At 67.7% G+C, this 20,808-nt stretch carries 19 protein-coding genes and 2 pseudogenes; 12 read left to right on the top strand and 9 right to left on the bottom strand.

The window, feature by feature from the left end:
* Positions 1-503: pseudogene (locus ACMUOO_RS11185) on the bottom strand (phosphoserine aminotransferase); the annotation flags it as partial.
* 158 nt (positions 504-661) lie between these two features.
* Between ACMUOO_RS11185 and serB the strand changes: the two are divergent.
* Entirely contained in the window at positions 662-1,534 is an 873-nt protein-coding gene (serB, locus tag ACMUOO_RS11180) for a phosphoserine phosphatase SerB (RefSeq protein ID WP_301918075.1), read from the top strand.
* Positions 1,535-1,597: 63 nt separating this feature from the next.
* Here the strand turns inward: serB and ACMUOO_RS11175 are convergent, their stop codons facing one another.
* Entirely contained in the window at positions 1,598-2,593 is a 996-nt protein-coding gene (locus tag ACMUOO_RS11175; protein WP_301918076.1) for an asparaginase, read from the bottom strand.
* Between the two features lie 192 nt (positions 2,594-2,785).
* Here ACMUOO_RS11175 and ACMUOO_RS11170 point away from each other — a divergent pair, with 192 nt between their 5' ends.
* From ACMUOO_RS11170 to ACMUOO_RS11145, 6 genes are all read left to right on the top strand, one after another.
* Positions 2,786-3,313 carry an invasion associated locus B family protein gene (locus ACMUOO_RS11170; protein WP_301918077.1) on the top strand — a complete coding sequence of 176 codons (528 nt, stop codon included), beginning with the start codon at positions 2,786-2,788 and terminating at the stop codon, positions 3,311-3,313.
* A gap of 90 nt (positions 3,314-3,403) precedes the next feature.
* Positions 3,404-4,255: a flagellar motor protein MotB gene (locus ACMUOO_RS11165; RefSeq protein ID WP_301918078.1), complete on the top strand. Its 852-nt coding sequence runs from the start codon at positions 3,404-3,406 to the stop codon at positions 4,253-4,255.
* Between the two features lie 93 nt (positions 4,256-4,348).
* Complete coding sequence (locus tag ACMUOO_RS11160) at positions 4,349-5,650, top strand: flagellar hook protein FlgE (protein ID WP_301918079.1); 1,302 nt, start codon at positions 4,349-4,351, stop codon at positions 5,648-5,650.
* 37 nt (positions 5,651-5,687) lie between these two features.
* Positions 5,688-7,142 carry a flagellar hook-associated protein FlgK gene (gene flgK / locus ACMUOO_RS11155; RefSeq protein ID WP_301918080.1) on the top strand — a complete coding sequence of 485 codons (1,455 nt, stop codon included), beginning with the start codon at positions 5,688-5,690 and terminating at the stop codon, positions 7,140-7,142.
* A 3-nt stretch (positions 7,143-7,145) separates the two neighbouring features.
* Complete coding sequence (locus ACMUOO_RS11150) at positions 7,146-8,162, top strand: flagellin (protein WP_301918081.1); 1,017 nt, start codon at positions 7,146-7,148, stop codon at positions 8,160-8,162.
* Positions 8,159-9,256: a flagellar basal body P-ring protein FlgI gene (locus tag ACMUOO_RS11145; protein ID WP_301918082.1), complete on the top strand. Its 1,098-nt coding sequence runs from the start codon at positions 8,159-8,161 to the stop codon at positions 9,254-9,256. The genes ACMUOO_RS11150 and ACMUOO_RS11145 overlap by 4 nt, the downstream gene beginning before the upstream one ends.
* A 54-nt stretch (positions 9,257-9,310) precedes the next feature.
* Here ACMUOO_RS11145 and ACMUOO_RS11140 read toward each other — a convergent pair whose 3' ends face one another.
* Positions 9,311-11,029 carry a glycosyltransferase family 39 protein gene (locus ACMUOO_RS11140; protein ID WP_301918083.1) on the bottom strand — a complete coding sequence of 573 codons (1,719 nt, stop codon included), beginning with the start codon at positions 11,027-11,029 and terminating at the stop codon, positions 9,311-9,313.
* A gap of 176 nt (positions 11,030-11,205) precedes the next feature.
* Here ACMUOO_RS11140 and ACMUOO_RS11135 point away from each other — a divergent pair, with 176 nt between their 5' ends.
* Genes ACMUOO_RS11135 through lpxK form a run of 3 tightly spaced genes read left to right on the top strand, consistent with a single transcriptional unit; the run spans position 11,206 to position 13,691 of the window.
* Positions 11,206-11,451: a DUF4170 domain-containing protein gene (locus ACMUOO_RS11135; RefSeq protein WP_301918084.1), complete on the top strand. Its 246-nt coding sequence runs from the start codon at positions 11,206-11,208 to the stop codon at positions 11,449-11,451.
* Positions 11,452-11,463: 12 nt separating this feature from the next.
* Positions 11,464-12,693: a 3-deoxy-D-manno-octulosonic acid transferase gene (locus ACMUOO_RS11130; RefSeq protein WP_301918085.1), complete on the top strand. Its 1,230-nt coding sequence runs from the start codon at positions 11,464-11,466 to the stop codon at positions 12,691-12,693.
* Positions 12,694-12,698: 5 nt separating this feature from the next.
* Complete coding sequence (gene lpxK, locus ACMUOO_RS11125; protein WP_301918120.1) at positions 12,699-13,691, top strand: tetraacyldisaccharide 4'-kinase; 993 nt, start codon at positions 12,699-12,701, stop codon at positions 13,689-13,691.
* Positions 13,692-13,697: 6 nt separating this feature from the next.
* On the opposite strand, the gene ACMUOO_RS11120 is transcribed toward lpxK, so the two are convergent.
* Genes ACMUOO_RS11120 through ACMUOO_RS11110 form a run of 3 tightly spaced genes read right to left on the bottom strand, consistent with a single transcriptional unit; the run spans position 13,698 to position 16,030 of the window.
* On the bottom strand, positions 13,698-14,822 hold the full coding sequence (locus ACMUOO_RS11120; protein ID WP_301918086.1) for a CaiB/BaiF CoA transferase family protein: 1,125 nt from the start codon (positions 14,820-14,822) through the stop codon (positions 13,698-13,700).
* A gap of 4 nt (positions 14,823-14,826) precedes the next feature.
* Complete coding sequence (locus ACMUOO_RS11115; protein ID WP_301918087.1) at positions 14,827-15,498, bottom strand: DsbA family protein; 672 nt, start codon at positions 15,496-15,498, stop codon at positions 14,827-14,829.
* 4 nt (positions 15,499-15,502) lie between these two features.
* On the bottom strand, positions 15,503-16,030 hold the full coding sequence (locus ACMUOO_RS11110; RefSeq protein WP_301918088.1) for a DUF721 domain-containing protein: 528 nt from the start codon (positions 16,028-16,030) through the stop codon (positions 15,503-15,505).
* An 84-nt stretch (positions 16,031-16,114) separates the two neighbouring features.
* Between ACMUOO_RS11110 and mutY the strand changes: the two genes are divergently transcribed.
* The gene (gene mutY, locus ACMUOO_RS11105) at positions 16,115-17,176 is read left to right on the top strand and encodes an A/G-specific adenine glycosylase (protein WP_413855248.1); all 1,062 of its coding nucleotides are present in this window, start codon (positions 16,115-16,117) and stop codon (positions 17,174-17,176) included.
* A gap of 53 nt (positions 17,177-17,229) precedes the next feature.
* Positions 17,230-18,372: an alkane 1-monooxygenase gene (locus tag ACMUOO_RS11100; RefSeq protein ID WP_301918089.1), complete on the top strand. Its 1,143-nt coding sequence runs from the start codon at positions 17,230-17,232 to the stop codon at positions 18,370-18,372.
* 176 nt (positions 18,373-18,548) lie between these two features.
* Here the strand turns inward: ACMUOO_RS11100 and ACMUOO_RS11095 are convergent, their stop codons facing one another.
* From ACMUOO_RS11095 to ACMUOO_RS11085, 3 genes and pseudogenes are all read right to left on the bottom strand, one after another.
* On the bottom strand, positions 18,549-19,661 hold the full coding sequence (locus ACMUOO_RS11095; RefSeq protein ID WP_301918090.1) for a site-specific DNA-methyltransferase: 1,113 nt from the start codon (positions 19,659-19,661) through the stop codon (positions 18,549-18,551).
* Between the two features lie 84 nt (positions 19,662-19,745).
* Positions 19,746-20,381, bottom strand: a complete 636-nt coding sequence (locus ACMUOO_RS11090; protein ID WP_301918091.1) for a ribonuclease HII — start codon at positions 20,379-20,381, stop codon at positions 19,746-19,748.
* 128 nt (positions 20,382-20,509) lie between these two features.
* A pseudogene (locus ACMUOO_RS11085) lies at positions 20,510-20,808 on the bottom strand (hypothetical protein); the annotation flags it as partial.

Genomic DNA, 20,808 nt, shown 5'->3' with positions numbered 1-20,808 from the left:
TCGCAGATCGTCAGACCTTGCCGCTTCGCCGGGATCGCATCGCCGTTCGGCACCCGCACGCCCGAGGTCGTGCCGTTCCAGGTGAAGACAACGTCGCGGTCGAAATCCACCGTCGCGAAATCCACGATCGCGCCATAGGGGGCCTTCCTCACCGTGGCATCCAGCTTCAGCTGCTTGACGACATCGGTCACCCAGCCTTCGCCGAAGCTTTCCCAGGCCAGCATCTCCACGGGGCGCGCACCGAGAAGCGACCAGAGCGCCATCTCGACCGCGCCGGTATCCGACGCGGGCACGATGCCGATGCGGTAGTCCGCCGGCACGCCCAGAACTTCGCGGGTGAGGTCGATCGCCTCCTTCAGCTTGGCCTTGCCGACGGCGGCACGGTGCGACCGTCCGAGCGGCGCGTCCGAGAGCATGTCGAGGGAAAAGCCGGGAATCTTCGTGCACGGGCCCGAAGAGAAGCGCGGATTTACCGGCCGCGCGGCCGGAGTCGTCTTGACCATTGCTGGTATCCTTCCAGATATACGCCCCTCGTTGGGGAGGGGTGTCCCGCCGCCGGAGATAGACGGCGCCGGAGGCTGGCACAAGCCGGAAATGTGCTCTAAAGCGCCGCTTGACCGACCGAAACCGACGCAACGCGTTCACTATCGGAAACTTTGCCATGTTCATCGTGACCCTTCTCGCCAGCCCCGACCGCGCCGATCTCGACGGGGCGACGGTGGAGGCGCTGCGCAATGCCTGGGGCGGCGGCGAGGCGCGCTGGCTGAGCCGCGGCGTCGCGGCGGAGTTTCCACTGCCGGCGCTACCGGCGAATCGCTGGGAGGCGTGGGCCGGGCTTCAGGGCCTCGGCGTCGACCTCGTCGTCCAGCCTGCCGGGGGTCGCCGCAAGAAGATGCTTCTGGCCGACATGGACTCGACCATGATCGGGCAGGAATGCATCGACGAGCTGGCCGACATGGCAGGGGTCGGACCGCGGGTGGCCGAGATTACCAGGCGCGCCATGAACGGCGAACTGGATTTCGAGGGCGCGCTGCTCGAACGGGTCGGGCTTCTCAGGGGCCTGCCCGAAGCGGTCATCGGGACGGTTCTGGCCGAACGCATCACGCTGGCTCCGGGCGGCCGTGAACTGGTCGCCACGATGAAGGCGAACGGCGGCTACACGGCGCTCGTCTCTGGCGGCTTCAACGCCTTCACCGCGTCCGTCGCAGCGCAACTCGGTTTCGACGAACACCGCGCCAACACGCTACTGGCCGATAACGGGCGCCTCAGCGGCGACGTCGCCCGCCCCATCCTCGGCCGCGAGGCGAAGGTCGCCGCGCTGGAGGAGATTTCCGCCCGGCTCGGCATTGACCATGCCGATGTCCTTGCGGTGGGAGATGGCGCCAATGATCTCGGGATGCTTCATCTGGCCGGCGCGGGCGTCGCGCTCCACGCCAAGCCATCGGTCGCCGCGCAATGCGACATCCGCATCAACCACGGCGACCTGACCGCGCTGCTCTATATCCAGGGCTACGCCGCCGGCGACTTCGCGTGATCCGGTCGCGCGCTCGACGTGAAGTGCCGCCGCCCGACCGGGCGTTTTGGGTGCGCCTTCGGATCAGTCGGCGAAGCCGGGCGCCAGACGCATCTCGCCCACCGCGATGCCGCGCCGATTCCGTAGGGGGTCGGTCAGGTACTTCCCGACGACGGAATCGGCGGCGTCCAGCAGGCCCATCCGCACCAGCAGCGCGGTGATCGCGGCCTCCGAAGCCCGCGTGCCGCCGTCGACAATCTTCAGCGCGATCCCCTGCTTCCGCTCGGGCAGGATCGCCACGAACACGGCCTCGGCCCCGGTCTTGACCGCGGCCTTGCCGCCCAGGGCCCGCATCAGGTTGGTGCAGGCCCGGCCTTCTCCCGCGACCAGATCGGGATATGCAACCATCGCCCGCCAGAGCCGCGCCGCCGCCCTTTCGCGTGCCGAGCCCTCGGGGTTGGCCGCGGCGAACCCGGCCATCGCGCGGGCCAGCCCGTGCACCGAAGTCGCGAAATTGGGGGCCGAGCATCCGTCGATCCCGTAACCCGGCGAGGCCTCGCCCGTCACCTCCTCGAAAGCCGCCCTTGCGGCCCGCTGCACGGGATGGTCGGGCTCGACATACTCCGGCCCCGCGCCCATGTGCTTGGTCAGCGTCAGGAAGCCGGCATGCTTGCCCGAGCAGTTGTTGTGGATCTGGCAGGGCGCGGCATCCGAACAGACCAGTTCCTTCCGCGCAGCCGGATCGTCCGGCATCTGTGTGCCGCAGCGCAAGTCCGCCTCGCCGAGACCCAGGCCCGTCAGCCAGCGCCCGACCGCCTCCGTGTGGACATGCGCGCCATTGTGGCTCGCGCAGGCGAGCGCAAGTTGCGCGCTGCCAAGACCGAAACGATCCGCTGCGCCGCTTTCCACAAGCGGCAACGCCTGGATCATCTTGCAGGACGAGCGGGGAAAGATGACCGCCGCTGGATCGCCCCAGGCCTCCACCACCTCGCCGCGCGCGTCGCAGACAACGGCATGCCCGGAATGGGCGCTTTCCAGCATCCCGCCGCGCCAGAGTTCGATCATCGGTATCGCCGGCATCTTCCCTCACCTTTGCGCGAATTTCCGCCTCCGGGGCTTTTCCCGCCTCGGGGATTCGCGCTAAGACCGGCATATCGAGTTGACGGGTTTCCCGCCATGCCCAAAGCGGCCGCGCGAAGCGGCGCCGGCCCCCGAGGGGTCGTCATTGCGGGCGGGATCGCCGGGGCGACGACAGCGGAGGCAGGTTACGACATGACTTCACCGATCTTGCGCGCGACGGGCGCTCTCTTTCTTGCGATTTCCACCGCAACGGGCGCACTTGCCCAGGTGTCCACCAACCGCGTGGCGGCGAATACGGACTGGAGCGTCTTCGTCGAGGAAGACCCCAAGGAATGCTGGGGTGTCACCGCGCCAAAGGAAACCGTGAACACAAAGGACGGCCAGGCCGTGTCGGTCCGGAGGGGCGACATCCTCCTTTTCGTTACCTACCGTCCAGGCGTCGCCGAGGGCGAGGTCTCCTTCTCCGGCGGCTACCCCTTCGCCAGCGGCTCCACGGTCTCGCTCGACATCGGCGGAACGGCCTTCGAGCTGTTCACGGAAGGCGAATGGGCCTGGTCGGGTTCGAAGGAGGACGACGCGAAGATCATCGCCGCCCTGAAGTCCGGCGCCTCGGCGGTGCTGACCGGGCGCTCCGGTCGCGGCACCCAGACGAAGGACACGTTCTCGCTCCTTGGTGTCAGCGCCGCGCTCGACGAGGCGAAAAAGCGGTGCGCCGGCTGAGCCTCGCCGTGACGTCCGGCGACGAGGATTAGGACGGTGTTAAACCTCGCGCGCTAGACCTGTTCCCGGGTGAAAGGAACGGGTGGTGTAATGGCCAGGCAGAAGAATGCCGCGCCAGTCATCATCAAGCGCAAGAAGGTCGTCGGCGGCGACGGGCACCACGGGGGGGCGTGGAAGGTTGCCTATGCCGACTTCGTGACTGCCATGATGGCCTTCTTCATGCTGATGTGGCTGCTGAACGCGACGACAGAAAAACAGCGGAAGGGAATCGCGGACTATTTCAGCCCGACGATTCCGCTCAGCCGGATCTCGGGCGGCGGTGACGGGTCGTTCGGCGGCGACAGCGTCTTCTCGGAGGATCAGATCGCCCAGAACGGCACCGGCGCGTCGAACCTGCGCCCCTCGGCCGAGCGGCAGGCGCTCGGCCAGACCGGCACCGACAGCGCCGACACCGCCGACGCGGCCGCTGCCTTCGCCGAGGAGGCTCGGAGAATCGAAGAAGCCCTCATGGGCATCGGCGGCGAAAGCATGGTCAGCGAACAGGCGGCGCGTCACATCGTGACCCGCGTGACCGACGAGGGACTCATCGTCGAGCTCTTCGACCTTGACGACGAGCCGCTTTTCGAAGGCGACACCGACAGACCTGCGCCGATCACCGAGGAGATGGCCGGCGTCCTCGTGAAAGTCTTTGCCCTCGTGAAGAACGGTGTCGCCGTCGAGGGTCATATCCGGGCGCTTCCGGCCGTTCTGCGCGACAATCCCGCCTGGGACCTCTCCGCCGCGCGCGCGATGCGGATGAGAAGGCTCCTCGAGGCCGAGGGCTTCGCGCCTGCGCGGGTGCAGCGCGTCACCGGACATGGTGACCGGGCCCCCGCCGCGAAGAACCCGATGGCTCATCGCAACAATCGCCTGGAAGTCATTCTGCTGCGGTCAACCCGGTAATGTTCGCCGGATCTGATCCGTTAGGGCGATGTTAAGCCGCCGCGCTGCAAGGTGGGCCGAAAGACGGGACACAGCAGCAGAAAGGCGGCAACCATGTCCATTTCGTCCTCACTCAATGCCGGCGTCGCGGGTCTCAGCGCCAATGCGACGCGGCTTGCGACGATATCCGACAACATCGCCAACTCCGGCACCTACGGATACAAGCGCGCCTCGGCGGATTTCGAAAACTTCGTGATCAACCAGGCGCGCAGCGCCGGCACCTATTCGGCGGGTGGGGTGCGCGCATCTTCGTCGCGACTGATCGACGAACACGGCGCCCTCGTGGCGACGTCGAACGCGCTCGACCTCGCCGTCGCCGGCCGAGGCATGCTTCCGGTCACGACCGAACTCGACGCGACCGGGGGCGAACGTGCGCTCATGATGACTACGACGGGTGCCTTCCGTCCCGATGCCGACGGCGTACTCAAGACCGAATCCGGGCTCGTCCTGCTCGGCTGGCCCGCCAACGCGGACGGCAGCATCCCGATCCTTCCGCGCGACACGGTCGCAGGGCTGCAACCGGTGGTTATCAACGCCAACCAGACGGCCGGCGATCCGACCACCACGATGAGCCTCGGCGTCAATCTGCCCGCAACCGAAACCGAATACGGCAGCGCGGGCACACCGCTTCCCCTCTCGATCGAGTATTTCGGCAACCTGGGCACATCCGAAACGCTCGACATCACCTTCACGCCGACCCTGCCGGCGTCGGGCGCATCCAACACCTGGACAATGGAGATCCGCGACTCCGCCCAGGGAGGCGCCGTGATCGGCCAGTACACATTGACGTTCGACGATACGCGGGCGAATGGCGGCACGTTGTCTTCGGTCACGACGCTCACCGGCGGCCCATATGACCCCGTGACCGGAACCCTCAACCTAACCGTCGCCGGAGGACCGTTGTCGGCGACGATCGGCAAGCTTGGCGACGTCAACGGGCTGACGCAGCTCTCGGACAGCTTTGCACCGACTTCGATCACCAAGGACGGCTCGCCGGTCGGCAACCTCACGGCTGTGGAGGTCGATGACCAGGGATACATCACCGCCACCTACGACACAGGCTTCACGCGCCGGATCTACCACATCCCGGTGGTTGACGTTCCGAACCCGAACGGCTTGATCGCGATGAACAACCAGACCTTCCGGGTCTCGCCCGATTCCGGTTCCTTCTACCTGTGGAACGCGGGCGATGGCCCGACCGGAGGTATTGTGGGCTACGCGCGCGAAGGCTCCACGACCGACGTGGCCGCCGAACTGACGGCCCTGATCCAGACGCAGCGCGCCTACTCCTCGAATGCCAAGGTCATCCAGACGGTAGACGAGATGCTGCAGGAAACCACCAACATCAAGCGCTGAGGACGAGCAACTTGGCACGTTCTCGGGAGGCTGAGGCATGAGCCTGTCCGCATCGCTCGCGAATGCACTCACCGGGCTGACGGCGTCCGCCCGGGCCGCCTCCGTCGTGTCGTCCAACGTCTCGAACGCGCTGACCGAAGGCTACGCGCGGCGTGAGCTCCACCTCTCGCCGCAGTCGGTGGGTGGCCGCGGCGCCGGCGTCAGGGTCGACGGCGTGACCCGCGTCGTGGACCGCACACTCCTGACCGACCGCCGGCTTGCGGACGGCGAGGCGGGGAATGCGCGTCTCAAAAGCGGATTCCTGGCCCGGATCGAGGGAATGACCGGCACACCGGAGGATGCGGGGTCGCTGTCAGCGCGCGTCGCCACGCTGGAGTCGGCGTTGATCCAGGCCGCGAGCCGGCCCGACAGCCAGGCACGGCTGCAAGGCGCCGTCGATGCCGCGACCGGACTTGCCGGCCATCTCAATGCGCTGTCCGACGCCCTCCAGCGGGAACGGATGAATGCCGATGCCGGGATCTCGGCACAGGTTCGCACGCTGAACGAGTCGCTTTCGGGCATCGACCGGCTCAACGACGAAATCCTCGCCGCCGCTGCCTCGGGTCACGACGCGACGGCGCTGATGGACCAGCGTCAGACACTGGTGGACCGGGTGGCGGCAATCGTTCCGGTGCGAGAAGTGGCGCGAGAGCATGACCAGATCTCGCTCTACACCACCGGCGGGGCGATCCTCCTCGAGGGCAACCCTGCCGTCATCGGCTTCTCGGCCGCAGGCGTGATCACCCCCGACATGACGATCGGATCAGGAGCCCTTTCGGGGTTCACGATCAACGGTCTCGCGGTACCATCCTCGGATTCCGGTGCCCTCGGCGGCGGAACGCTCGGCGCCCTCGTCGCGATCCGGGACGATCTCGCGCCGGCCGCGCAGGTCCAACTCGACGCGGTTGCCCGTGATCTCGTGGAGCGATTTGAAAGTCCCGCAATCGACCCGACACGCGGCCCCGGACAGCCGGGACTGTTCACCGACAACGGTGCGGCTTTCGATCCCCTGATCGAGGAGGGCCTCGCAGGACGCATCGCGCTGAACGCGCTTGTCGATCCGCGCCAGGGTGGCCAGCTCTGGAGGCTTCGCGACGGACTCGGTGCCGCCGCGCCGGGTAGCGTGGGCGATGCCACGCTTCTTCAGAGCCTCGGCACCGCGTTGTCGGTAGCCCGTTCTCCCGCGTCCGGAAACTTCGTCGGTGCAGCGCGATCCGCCTCCGGCCTTGCCGCCGATGTCCTGTCAGGGTTCGCCATCTCGCGCCAGTCCGCCGAGGCGCGCGAAAGCTTCGCCACCGCCCGCCACGACGCGCTAAAGGAAATGCAGCTCGCCCAGGGCGTCGATACCGACGCGGAGATGCAGACCCTTCTGATGGTCGAGCAGGCCTATGCTGCAAATGCGCGTGTGGTCCAGGTGATCGATGATCTCATCCAGCAACTGATCGGGCTCTGAGCGATGCATTACCTTTCCGTCGGCGACTTGGCCCAAGCCTACCAGATGCGCCGCCACAACGCGGCGCTCCAGACCCACCTCGCCCGGCTGACCGAGGAAATGACGACCGGCGTCCGCTCCGACCTCGCCGAGGCGGTATCCGGTGATTTCCGCGCGCTCGCCGGGCTCGACCGCTCCCTCGCGACGCTCGCGGCCTACAAGACCGCCACCGACGAGGCCGCACTCCTGACCCAGACGGTGCAGTCCGCGCTGGAGACCGTGCAGGAACTGGCGACCGATCTGGGCCCCGGCCTCCTTTCCGCCGCAACGACCGGAACCCCCACGCTGATGGACACCACAGCCGGGGACGCGCGGCAGAAGTTCGCCTCCGTGGTCTCGGCGCTGAACACCCAGGTGGCCGACCGGTATCTCTTGTCCGGAACGGCAACCGACCGGAAACCGATCGCCGACGCCGATTCGATCCTTTCGGCGCTGGGCGTCGCGACCGCGGGCCAGGTAACCGCTGCGGGGGTCGCCTCCGCCGTCGCCGCCTGGTTCGACGCGCCGTCCGGCGGCGGCGGATTCCTCGACGCGGCATATGGCGGCGCTGCGGCGCCGTTTGCGCCCTTCGGGATCGGCGCGGGCGAGTCGGCCACGATGGACCTGACGGCCGCGGACCCGGCAATCCGGGATCTTCTCGAAGGCTTCGCTCTCGGTGCGCTTGTGGCCGAGGGCACCCTTTCGGGCGATGACGCAGGGCGGGCCGTCCTGCTGCGGCGTTCCGGCGAGGCGCTCCTCGCTGCCGGCAACGACATGGCGGCGGTGCGCGCCCGTGTCGGCTCCGTCGAAGCGCGGATCGCCGGCGCCAGCGCCCGCAATGCGGCCGAGGCTTCTGCGCTGCAGATCGCGCGGAACGGTCTCGTCGCCGCCGATCCCTACGACACGGCGACTGCGATCCAGGCCGTGCAGACCCAGATTGAGACGCTCTACACGCTCACCGCGCGTCTGTCGCGCCTGTCACTCACGGATTATCTCGGATGAGAACGCTCCTCGCCTTCGCTCTGGTCTTGCTTGCCGGTGCTGCCGCGGCGACGCCGGTCCGGATCAAGGACCTGGTCGAATTCGACGGCGTGCGCGGCAACGATCTCGTCGGTTACGGCCTCGTTGTCGGTCTCAATGGCACCGGGGACGGCCTGCGCAATGCGCCCTTCACCGAGGAGATCATGGCCAACATCCTCGAGCGGCTCGGGGTGAACGTCACGGGCGAGAACATGCGTCCGAAGAACGTGGCCGCGGTCTTCGTCACCGCGACGCTCCCTCCCTTCGCGCGCGCCGGCAGTCAGATCGACGTCACGGTCTCGGCGATCGGGGACGCAAAAAGCCTGCTCGGCGGGACACTCGTGATGACACCGCTCAATGCCGCCGACGGCGAGATCTATGCAGTCGCGCAGGGAACGATCATCGCCGGCGGCGCCTCGGCCGAGGGGGCGGCGGCGAGCGTCACGCAAGGGGTGCCGACGTCCGGCAGCATCCCGGCAGGGGCGCGGGTGGAGCGCGAGATCGCCTTCGACTTCGGCGGGCTGAACGCCGTGCGCCTCGCGCTCCGCTCACCCGATTTCACCACTGCCGGCCGGATCGAGGAGGTGATCAACGCGGAGTTCGGGCGCCGGGTTGCCGAAATGACCGATGCGGGTACCGTCGCGCTCGACATCGGCGCAACGCGCATGGGCTCGCCCGCACATGCGCTCGGCCGTATCGAAAACCTGCTTATCGAACCGGAGCGACGCGCCCGCGTCGTGGTGGACCAGCGTTCCGGAACGATCGTCATGGGGGCGGACGTCCGCATCAGCCGCGTCGCGGTCAGCCAGGGAAACCTCACCCTGAAGATCGAGGAGGCGCCGCTCGTCGTGCAGCCCAATCCCTTCGCCCAGGGCGACACGGTCGTCGTGCCCCGCTCTTCCGCCGCGATCGAGGAGGAACCCGGAATCGGCATGGCCGAGATCTCGGATGCCTCGTCGCTGTCGGAGGTCGTGGCAGGCCTCAATGCCCTCGGAGTGTCCCCGCGCGACATGATCGACATCCTGAAGAGCATCAACGTCGCGGGCGCACTACACGCGGAATTCGTCGTGCGCTAGCAGGCGCGTTCGGCGGACCGTGGCGGCGGAAACCGTCGAGACCCGGGCATCTCCCTAACCTCCGTAACCGGGCGGCAGGAAGAGCTCGGCCGAAGCCCGCAGCGCCTCCACATGCTGCTCGCGCCGATAGGCGGCAAGGGCCTGACGCCGGTCATCGTTGACGACGGGCATGTCTTCGAAGGGCCAGGTCACCAGCCATACCCGCGCGTCGGGATTGCCCTGAAGCGCGGCTTCGTAGTCCGCGAAGACGTAGCGCGCCTCGGGCAGGTAGTAGTAGAGCGGTGCCTCTGTCCAGCTCTTGTCCAGAACAAGGATCAGATCGTCCGGCCGGTAGTACGGCATCATCGCGGCCACGACGGACTTGTAGTCGCGCGGCGAGCCCGGCTTGGCAAAGGAATAGGGGACGCTCGCGGCAAAGGCCCCGATCAGGGCAACCGTCGCCCCCAGGCGCGGCAATCTCGCCCCAATACCTGCGGCCGCCCCGGCAACGAGGATCACGAGGTAGGGCACGAAGATGAGGAAGGCGCGGCTCGCAAGGATGGCAACCTTCGCCGAAAGGACAAAAAGGATAAGCGGCGCGACGAGACCGAGCAGGATGACAAGGAGTCGCGGGCCGGCGGTCTGGGCGCGCCAGCGGACGAACAATGCGCTCCGCGACAGGCCGTGTCCCAATGCCTGGGCAGCCGCGGGCAGCCAGAGAGCGAGGATCGGCCCGGCGCTGACCACCATGAGGGCCTCGTTTCGATGCAGGGCGATCCGCGCGAGCCAGACCATGAAGCCCGAAACGACCAGGGCCAGGCCCGGGGGAAACCACCGCGGCAGGTTCTCGCCGCCTCCCGCCGGACTCGGCTGGCGTGCGCGGGTGACGCATCCCCAGGCAACGAGGCCAAGCCCGGCGACCAGCAGCGCGACGGCGGCAGCCATGGGAATCGCCAGGGCCGGCATGGCGTTGCGATCCGTCGCGAAGAGAAATCCGAAGGTGAGGTACTCGCGGAGGAACTCCGGCGCCGCTTGCTCGACGGCGCCGTGCCGCGCGCGATAGACCGAATGGAGAAGCTCCGGAGCCGAGAGCATGACGGCGACGGCCTGCAGCTGGATCGCCGGATGGACGCCGGAAAACCGCGCGCGAACCAGATCGCCCCAGCGAAAGGGCTGCATCGGCAGCGCCAGCGTCGCCCATACGATCTGGATGCCGAGAAGCGGCCAGACGAATTCGACCGATCCGGCGGTCGCGACGACGGACAGGACGTATCCTGCGCCCGTCAGACCTCGTCGGCCAGAACCGTAGACGAAGGCGAGCAGGAGCGCGGTGGACAGAAGACCGAAGAACGCCCCCGCGGCGTACATTCTTGCCGACTGGCTGAGGAACAGATGGAAGCCGTGCAAGGCCAGGAGACTTGCCGCAAGCGCGCCCGCGGGCGCGCCGTAGGCACGCCTGCCCAGCACGAAGGCGAGCCAGACGGATGCGGCCCCGAGTACGGCCGACGGCAGGCGCAGCGCCCATTCCGAGACGCCGGCAAGGCCGGTCCAGAGAAACATTGCGAGATACCAGCCCATCGGATGCGGCTCATCGTGAAAGTGCATCGACAGTGTCTCGCTCCAGTTCAGCCGGGGCGGCGGGACGGAATGGATGGGTGGCAAGGGAATGCCGGGCACGTAGACTTCCGGATGACTGACGGAGCGGAGGTCGAGGTCATAGAGCCTGAGCGCCAGCGCGGCCACGACCGCTCCAAGCGCGATGCCCGTCCAGGCGCGCGATCGTACCATTGTCATCGGTGCCAGGACCTTCCCCACGGGCGAGCAAAGCAAACGTTCTCACCATGCGACCCTAACCGGGATGCCTGCAAGAACATTGATCCGGGTCAACCCTGTGCGGCTCGGCGCCTTGAGGCGGCCCGACGCATCGCTTAGGTTGGCTTTCGACATGTCGTTTCACGCGGGAGAGTCCCATGACCCAGCGCCTTCACCTCGTCTTCGGCGGGGAACTGGTCAGTCCGGACCGGACCGTCTTCAAGGACCCGACGGCGATCCATGTCGTGGGAATCTTTCCGGACTACGCCAGTGCCTACAACGCCTGGAAGGCGGAGGCGCAGCGTACGGTCGACGACGCCCATACGCGCTACTTCATCGCCCATATCCACCGCCTCCGGGACGAGGCGACCGAAACCGCTCCGACCGAAGAACTCGGCGGCTGAAGCAGAGGGGAAATGGCGCGTTCGCTCGCCCTTGCGCTCTACCTTCTTGCCGCGAGCCGGGGCGGGTCGGAGCCCGCCGCGGCGCGCGGCCGCCGACCGGACGGAAAACTCGTCTGGATGCACCTCGGCGCCGGATCGAACCTCAAACGGCTCGCCCAGCTTGCGCGCCGGCTCTACGACCTGCGCCCGGGGCTCGCATTCCTTGTCACCGCGCAGGGAGACGCGTCGCCCACCGCGGCCGGATTTCCCGGAACGATGGTGACGGATCGCACCCCGGCGGAGCGCGTGCCGTCGGTCGCCGCGTTCCTCGACCACTGGCGGCCGGACCTGGCGCTGATCGCCGGAGCGACGCTGCCGCCTGCGCTGATCGCCGGCACGCATGACCGCGGCATCCCGCTGATCCTTGCCGATATCCGCCTCGGCACCGAGGATGTCGGTCAGTGGCGCTGGCGGCGCGGGCTTGCTGCATCGCTCCTGTCGCGGTTTTCGCGCGTGCTCGCACAGGATCCCGAGACCGCCGCGCGACTCCGGGCGATCGGGGGGCGGCAGCTTCCGGTCGAGATTGCCGGCCGGATCGAGGAGACGTCGGAACCTCTTCCGGGCAGCGAGGCAGAGCGGGCGGCGCTCGCCGAATTGTTGGCGACGCGGCCGGTGTGGCTGGCCGTCGCCTGCCCGGAAGCCGAGGAAGAGGCGGTCATCGCGGCACATGCGCGGGCGATGCGGCTGGCACACAGGATGCTGCTCATCCTCGTGCCCGCCGATGCGCAGCGCGCCGATGCCCTGGCAGACCGCATCGGACGCGAGGGTTGGGTCGTCGCCCGCCGATCGCGCGAGGAAGAACCGGAGGCGGACGTGCAGGTCTTTCTCGCGGATGGCGAGGCGGAACTCGGCCTCTGGTATCGACTCGCCCCGGTGACCTTCATGGGCGGGACGCTCTCCCCAGGCGGGACTGGGCGCAATCCGTTCGAACCCGCAGCGCTCGGCTCGGCCATCCTTCACGGCCCGCACCCGGGGCCCTATCCGGATGCCTACGCGCTTCTGGCCGACGCCCGCGCGACCCGGCTCGTCAACGGTGCCGAGGCGCTTGCGGACGCGGTGGCTGATCTCATCGCACCCGACCGGGCCGCTCTTCTCGCGCACAATGCCTGGGCGGTGTCGTCCGGAGGCGCGGAAGTGACCGACAGGGTCGCCGAGATCGTCCTCGCCACGCTCGACGGTCCGTCCGGAAAGGTCGCCGCGTGATGGTGGTGCAGGCGCCCCGGTTCTGGTTCACACCGCCCGACCAACCCGGCTGGGCCGCACGTCTTCTTGCGCCTTTGGGTCGTGTCTACGCCCGCGCGACGGCGCGTCGTCTTGCCGACAGAGCGGGAGTGCGCGTCGGTGTACCGGTGATCTGCGTCGGCAACCTGAGCGTAGGCGGCACGGGGAAGACACCGACGGTCGTCGCGCTCGTGCAGCGGCTCGCCGCACGCGGCGTCTTCGCGCATGTCGTCAGCCGGGGCTACGGTGGAAGTCTTTCCGGGCCGGTCAGGGTCGACGAGCGCCGACACAGCGCGGCGGATGTCGGCGACGAACCCATGCTGCTGGCGGGGTTTACCCCCACCTGGGTCGCGCGGGACCGGGCGGCCGGCGCGCGGGCCGCCGCAGCCGCGGGCGCAGGGGCGATCCTTCTCGATGACGGCTTCCAGAATCCGACACTGGCCAAGGACCTGTCGCTTATCGTGGTCGATGCCGGCCGCGGGTTCGGCAACGGGCTTTGCCTGCCCGCCGGCCCCCTTCGAGAGCCGGTCGCGGCGGGGCTGCGGCGCGCCGATTTCGTGCTGTCTATCGGATCCGCGCCGCAACAGGCGGAGTTCGCGCGGGCCTGGGGTGCCGCCCTGACCGTTCCGCATCTGACCGGTGCACTGAAGCCCCTCGAGACCGGAATGGACTGGGAGCGGCTGCCGGTGCTCGCCTTCGCCGGAATCGGCCATCCCGAGAAGTTCTTCGCCACGCTTCGCGAGCTTGGCGCCGAGCTCTGCCGCACTGTCGCACTTGATGACCATCAGCCCCTCACACCCGCGATCCTGCACCGGCTGGAAGCCGATGCGGCGGGGCTTGGCGCCCAGCTCGTCACCACCGAGAAGGATGCCGTCCGCCTGCCGCAGGACTTCCGCCCGAAGGTGCTGAGCGTACCCGTCCGGCTGGAACTCGACGACTGGGCGCCGCTCGACGCCGCGCTCGACCGCCTCGGGCTCTGACCGAACTTACCGCTTCAATCCGGCATCGTTCTCGCCGAGCTTCGGCGACGGCCGGTCGAGCGCGAGGTCGGCGCCCGAGAAGGTGAATGGCGACCGGACACCCGGCACGCCGTCCGGTGCGATGCGCATCCCCCGCGCGACGATCTGAGGGTCGGCGAAAACCTCGCCCATGTCGTTGATCGGCCCGGCGGGCACGCCCTCCGCCTCGCAGGCGGCGAGGAGATCGGCCTTGCTGAAGGTCCGGGTCCGTTCGGTTATGCGCGCCGTCAGCGTGGCCCGGTTGGCGATACGGTCTGCGTTCGTCAGGTATTCCGGTGCCTCTGCCAGCGCCGGAAGCCCGAGGATGCCGCAGAATCGGCGGTACTGGCCGTCGTTGCCGGTGGCGATGATGATCCATCCGTCGGCGCAGTCGAAGACCGAGTAGGGAACGATGTTCGGATGTGCATTGCCCATCCGCATCGGCGGATTGCCGGAGGCGAGGTAGTTCATCGCCTGGTTTGCCATGATCGAGGTCGCAACGTCGAAGAGCGACATGTCGATATGCTGCCCCTCGCCGGTCCGCGCCCGCTGGTGGACGGCCGCAAGAATTGCCGTCGCGGCGTAAACGCCGGTGAAGATGTCGGTGACCGCCACGCCGACCTTCTGCGGCTGGCCGCCCGGCTCTCCCGTCACGCTCATCAAGCCGGACATGCCCTGGATGATGTAGTCGTAACCGGCACGATGGGCATAGGGTCCGTCCTGCCCGAAGCCGGTAATCGAACAATAGATGAGCCGCGGGTTGACTTCGCGCAGGCTCGCGTAGTCGAGCCCGTATTTCGCGAGCCCGCCGACCTTGAAGTTCTCGATCAGGATATCGGCGTCCCGGACCAGGTCGCGGACGAACACCTGCCCCTCCGGCGCGCGAAAATCGGCCGTCACCGACTTCTTGCCGCGGTTGCAGGCGTGGAAATAGGCTGCGGACCTGTCGCCCTCGCGCTCGATGAACGGGGGACCCCAGCGGCGGGTGTCGTCGCCCTCGGGCGCCTCGACCTTGATGACCTCGGCGCCCAGGTCGGCCAGAGTCTGCCCCGTCCAGGGCCCCGCCAGGATGCGCGCGAGCTCGACGACCTTCAGCCCGGCAAGCGGCGTCATCGCGTCAGTTCGCCAGCTTTTCGTCGAGGATCTTCGCGAAATCCTCGTACGACATGTTGGAATATTTCTGCCCGTCGATCACGAAGGAGGGCGTCGAGTCGATCCCGTCCTTCGTCGCATTCGTCTGATAGGCCGCGACCATCGCCTTGGCCTTGTCGTTGTCGTTCAGGCAGGCGTCGATCGCCTCCTTCGCGAGCCCGGCCTTGAGTCCGATCTTGCGCAAGTTGTCGGCTATCGTGCTCGCCTGACCGTCGCCGATCCACTGCTTCTGCGTATCGTAGATCATGTCGGAGATCGGGAAGTACTTTTCGGGCCCGCCGCAACGCGCGACCATTCCGGCCCAGAGGCCAAACTTGTCGAAATAGACCTCGCGGTAGACGAACTTCACCTTGCCGGTGTCGATGTAATTCTTCTTGAGATCGTCGAAGACCGTCTCATGGAAGTGCGCGCAATGCGGGCAGGTGAAGGAGGCATATTCGATCACTTCCACCGGCGCATTGAGCTGGCCGAGAATCATGTCTGGCGCCGCCGCCACCTCCGAGGAGGCCGTCGCCTCCTGCGCTTCCGCCGCGATCGACAGCGACGCCGGCAAGGTGGCCGCGCCGCGACCGATCCAGACGGCGCCGCCCGCCATGGACAACGCCAGCGCGCCGGCGACGAGATAGGTCTTCGACATGAGGTCAGCCTTTCCTTTGTCCGGAGCGAGACAACACTTTTTCGCCCAAAGCTTCAAGCGCCGCCCGGAGAACGGGGTCATGGACATCGCCGGACACGCGCGCGGCCTCGCGCTGCGTGGCGGGATCGGGTGGCGGGGCGGCGGGGTGCGTGGCCGGCTTGAAGGCCACCTGACCCTCGGCGAAACCCGAGGGCGCGGTCTGCGTCACCGACACGCGCGAGATGGCGTTGTAGCCATAGCAGGCATTCACCCTTTCGCGAATCTTCGGCAACTGCATCTGCAGGAGCGGCGCGGCCGATCCGGTGGTCAGAAGCGTCAGCGTCGCGCCCATCCCCTCGCGGCCGTAGCCGATTTTCACCGGCAGCGCGATGGCGGCGATCTCCTCGCCCACGACCTCCGCCCAGTGCGTGAGGAGTCGTGACACCGCAAAGCCACGGGATTCGCCCACTGCGCGGATCCGGTCCTTGAGAAGGCCCGCGGCCGGCTCGAATCCCCGCCCCCTGCGTCTTGGCCTCGTCCCGGTCTCCTGCATCACTGTCCTTTCCTTCCCGCTCCGCTATCTTAGGGAAGCGGCAGGACCTTGCCCACTGGCTTGCGGAGCACGGAGGCATAAAGATTGCGTGACGTGACGATCGCCCCGGCGCTTCTCGCCTGGTACGGCCGGTCTGCCCGCGTGATGCCCTGGCGCGTCGGGCCGGAGGAGCGCAGCGCGGGAGTGCGCCCCGACCCCTACCGCGTCTGGCTTTCCGAGGTGATGCTGCAGCAGACGACCGTGGCGGCGGTGCGGGACTACTTCCGCCGCTTCATTGAACGCTGGCCGGACGTCGCTGCGCTGGCTGCGGCCGAGGATGGCGAGGTCATGGCGGAGTGGGCCGGCCTTGGTTACTACGCCCGTGCGCGGAACCTCCTTAAATGTGCGCGGGTCGTCGCCGGAGAACACGGCGGCCGGTTTCCCGAAAGCCGCGACGCGCTCCTCACCCTGCCCGGCGTCGGGCCCTACACGGCCGCCGCCGTCGCCGCCATCGCCTTCGACGAGCCCGCGACCGTCGTCGATGGCAACGTGGAGCGCGTGGTTGCGCGGCTCTTCGCGGTCGAGACGCCGCTGCCCGCGGCCAAGCCGGAACTGACCGCCCTCGCCGCGCGATTGACGCCAAGGGAACGGCCCGGCGACTTCGCTCAGGCGATGATGGACCTCGGCGCCACGATCTGCACGCCCCGGAGCCCCGCCTGCGGCATCTGCCCGGTCAGGTCTGCCTGCGCCGGTCACGCCGCCGGGACAGCCGCCAGCCTGCCCTTCAAGGCGGCGAAGGCGGAAAAGCCCACAAGACGAGGCGTCGCTTTCGTGGGCGTCCGCGAGGACGGTGCGGTGCTGGTCGAACGTCGGCCCGAACGCGGGCTTCTTGGTGGGATGCTTGGCTGGCCCGGCACTGATTGGGCCTGTTCAGAGCCGATTTCCACTCCGCCGGCTCCCGGCACCTGGCGCATGGCCGCGGGCGAAGTCCGCCACACGTTCACGCATTTCCACCTCAGGCTTTCGGTCATGACGGCGCGCCTGCCTCTCGATGCCGCACCGGACCGCGGCCACTTTCGCCCGCGTGCGGAGTTCCGCCCCGCCGACCTCCCTACCGTCATGCGCAAGGTCCACGACCTTGCGTCGGCTGCCATGGCAGACGATTGAGCGCGCAAGCCCCTGGAGGCTAGAGTGATACCCGACACCGGGGAGGATCGCCCATGTCCGAAACGAAAGACATCACCGGGCTCGCGTCCGCGCTGCCCTTCTGGCTGTCGCTGGTTATGATCCCGCTCGCGCTTGCCGGCGCGGTCCATGGCGGATGGACGGTGTTCCTCCTGCCCGTCTACGGCTGGATCGTCACCTCGATCCTCGATGCCATCGCCGGACTCAACCACGCGAACGGCGACACCGAAACGCCTGAGGATGGGCTGTTCTGGTACCGCTTCCTCACGATCATCTGGTTCCCGGTACAGGCGGGCACGCTTTACGGGCTCATATGGTACGTGACTCAAGCCGATCATCTTGGCACCTGGGAGAAAGCCGTCCTCTTCTTCGGGGTCGGCGTCATCACCGGCTCGGTCGGAATCACCTATGCGCATGAACTCATGCACCAGAAGAACCGGCTGGAACGCTGGCTCGGCGACCTCCTCCTGGCCACTGTCCTCTACAGCCACTTCCGGACCGAGCACCTTCTTGTCCATCACCGCTACGTGGGCACCCCGCGCGATGCCGTGACCGCGCGGTACAACGAGGGCTTTCCGAGGATGTTCCTGCGGGTCCTGACCGAGGGTCCGGCATCGGCCTGGCGGGCCGAGCGGCAGATGCTCGCGCGGGCGGGCCGGGGGCCCTTGCATCGGTCGAACCCCTTCTGGCGCTACGGCGTGCTCCAGCTTGTGGCGCTTGCCCTCGCCTTCGCCATCGGCGGCTGGGCAGGTCTCGCCCTGTTCCTCTGGCAGGCCCTGGTCGCGATATGGCAGCTCGAACTCGTGAACTACGTCGAGCACTACGGCCTGACGCGCCGCCACCTTGGCGAGGGGCGGTACGAACATGTCCTGCCCCGCCATTCCTGGAACGCAGACCACCGCGTGACGAACTGGCTGCTCATCAACCTGCAGCGTCATTCGGACCACCATTACAAGCCCGATCGCCGCTTCCCGCTGCTGCAGACCTACGATCCCGACGAAGCCCCGCAACTGCCCCTCGGCTATCCGGCGATGACTGCCCTGGCGATGATCCCGCCGCTCTGGCGACGGCGGATGAATCCGCGCGTCCGGGAGTGGCGCCGGCGGCACTACCCGGACATCGCCGACTGGACGGACTATAACCGCGGCCGCCTGCCGATGCCGAAGGGCGCGAGCTGAACCGACCTTTGTTCGTTGCCCCAAGTCGCCCGCCGGAGGCCCGGGCATGCGGTCGACACCGAATGCCTCTCGCGATCGGCGCCCCGGAAGCGAAAAAATCCCCGCCGGGGGTGCAATCCGGCGGGGTTCAGTTCGTGCCGTGGTTCAGGCCACAGGCACCGGCGGTAACCTTGAAATCAGTGGGGTCGGCCATCCTCCATCTCGGCACGGATCTGCTGCCGCAGCACGTCGATCGGCACCAGCTTGCCGTCGCGCCGGAAATGCCAGTAGGTCCAGCCGTTGCAGGAGGGGGCGCCTTCCAGATGCGCGCCGACCTGATGGATGGAGCCCTTCACGTCGGCGCCGATCAGCGTGCCGTCGGCGCGGACCTTGGCGATGCCGCCGCGGGGCGAGAAAAGTTCCTCCCCGGGCCGCAGCATTCCCCGTTCGACCACCTGGCCGAAGGGTACGCGCGGTTCGGACCGCTTCGAAGTGGTTGTTTCCAGCGCGGCGCGGTCGAACTTGCGCACCCTTGCGATGCGCCGCTCCGCCGCCGCGCGGTAGGCGTCCTCGCGTTCGATTCCGATGAACTCGCGTCCGAGCATCTTGGCTACCGCGCCAGTCGTGCCCGTGCCGAAGAAGGGGTCCAGCACCACGTCGCCCGGGTTTGTCGTCCCGACCAGGATGCGATGCAGAAGCGCCTCGGGCTTCTGTGTAGGATGCGCCTTGTCGCCGGCCTCGTCCTTCAGCCGCTCGGCCCCGGTGCAAAGCGGAATGACCCAGTCTGAGCGCATCTGCACACCCTCGTTCAGAGCCTTCAGCGCCTCGTAGTTGAAGGTGTACTTGGCGCCTTCCGCCCTGGAGGCCCAGATCAGCGTCTCATGCGCGTTGGTCAGCCGCTTGCCGCGAAAGTTCGGCATCGGGTTCGCCTTGCGCCAGACCACGTCGTTGAGGATCCAGAAGCCCTGGTTCTGAAGCTCGGTCCCCATGCGGAAGACGTTGTGATAGGAACCGATCACCCAGATCGCCCCGTTGGGCTTGAGAAGCCGCCGTGCGGCGGCGAGCCAGTCATGGGTGAAGCGGTCGTAGGCCTCGAAGCTGGCGAACTGGTCCCAATGGTCGTCGACCGCATCGACGCGGCTGTTGTCGGGCCGGTGCAGGTCGCCACGAAGCTGGAGGTTGTAGGGTGGGTCCGCGAAGACCAGATCGACCGATTCCGCCGGAAGCGACCGCATCACATCGATGCAGTCACCGGCCAGAATTTGATTGAGCGGGAGGGTGGTCGCCCCCTTCGTCACGGACTTCGTCATCTCTGCCTCATCCCCGGCTTATGGCGCCGATTGGTTGGACCCAAGATGAGTCAGCCGTGATTCGCCGTCAAATTCTTTTTTGAATCAACGACTTACAGAAATCTCTTGGCACAAGATGTTGTGCACGGGCCGGAAGGAACGCCTATGGTGTGGGGTCACACCGAGATTTCGGAGTGCATCGAGATGTTCCTTCGTCGGGTATCCGGCATTTCTGTCCCAGCCGTAACCGGGGTGCTGTTGCGCCAAATCCACCATCAGCCGGTCACGCCAGACCTTCGCCACGATCGACGCGGCGGCGATCGAGGCGCAGCGCGCATCGCCCTTCACGATTGCCTCGGCGCTGATCGAGAGACCGCGCGGAACGCGGTTGCCGTCGATCAGGAGATGGTCGGGCGGCTCGCCGAGGCCGGCGATGGCGCGGCGCATGGCGAGGTGGCTTGCCTCAAGGATGTTGAGCACGTCGATTTCCGCCACGCTGGCTTCGGCGATGGACACGTCCGCAACGGCCAGAATCCGCTCGAAGAGCGCCGCGCGCCGCGCCGCGCCGAGTCTCTTCGAATCGTCAAGGCCGGCCGGGACGCGTTCCGGATCGAGCCGCACCGCTGCCGCAACGACCGGGCCGCAAAGCGGGCCGCGGCCGACTTCGTCCACCCCCGCGACGCGCAGGCATCCGCGGGCGCGGGCGGCGTCTTCGAAGGCAAGGTCGGGTGAAAGGGTCATCGCCTCACCTTGCGCGAAACCTGGCCGGTCGCAAGGTGCGCATCCAGGAAAAAGGGGCGGACGCAGGCGCCCGCCCCCAGGTGCGGCGGGGGATGTTGGGGGACCCCTCCGCCGTCTGCTCGAAAGGATCAACGCGCCTCGGCGATCCGGTAGCCGTTCTGCCGCAGGCACCGGGTCCCGTAGACCTTGCGGCTGCCCCAGCCGGCATCGACCTCGAAGGCACATTCGGCCGGAAGCTCGCGGCGCAGGCCGAACTCGGTCAGGCAGCGGGCCGAGACGACGTCGCGGGGACCGCGCGAGCCCCTGAGTGAAAGGACGCATTCGGCGGGAATGGTGCGATGCTGCCAGCGGTGCCTGTCGCGGCGCCAGTCGCGGTCGTCTCCATAAAGGAAGCTGTCGTCGTCATAGCGGTGGGCGACCTGCGGCG

This window comes from Albidovulum sp., assembly GCF_041919395.1.
Classification (GTDB): domain Bacteria; phylum Pseudomonadota; class Alphaproteobacteria; order Rhodobacterales; family Rhodobacteraceae; genus Albidovulum.
This window is presented reverse-complemented; position numbering and strand designations above follow the sequence as displayed.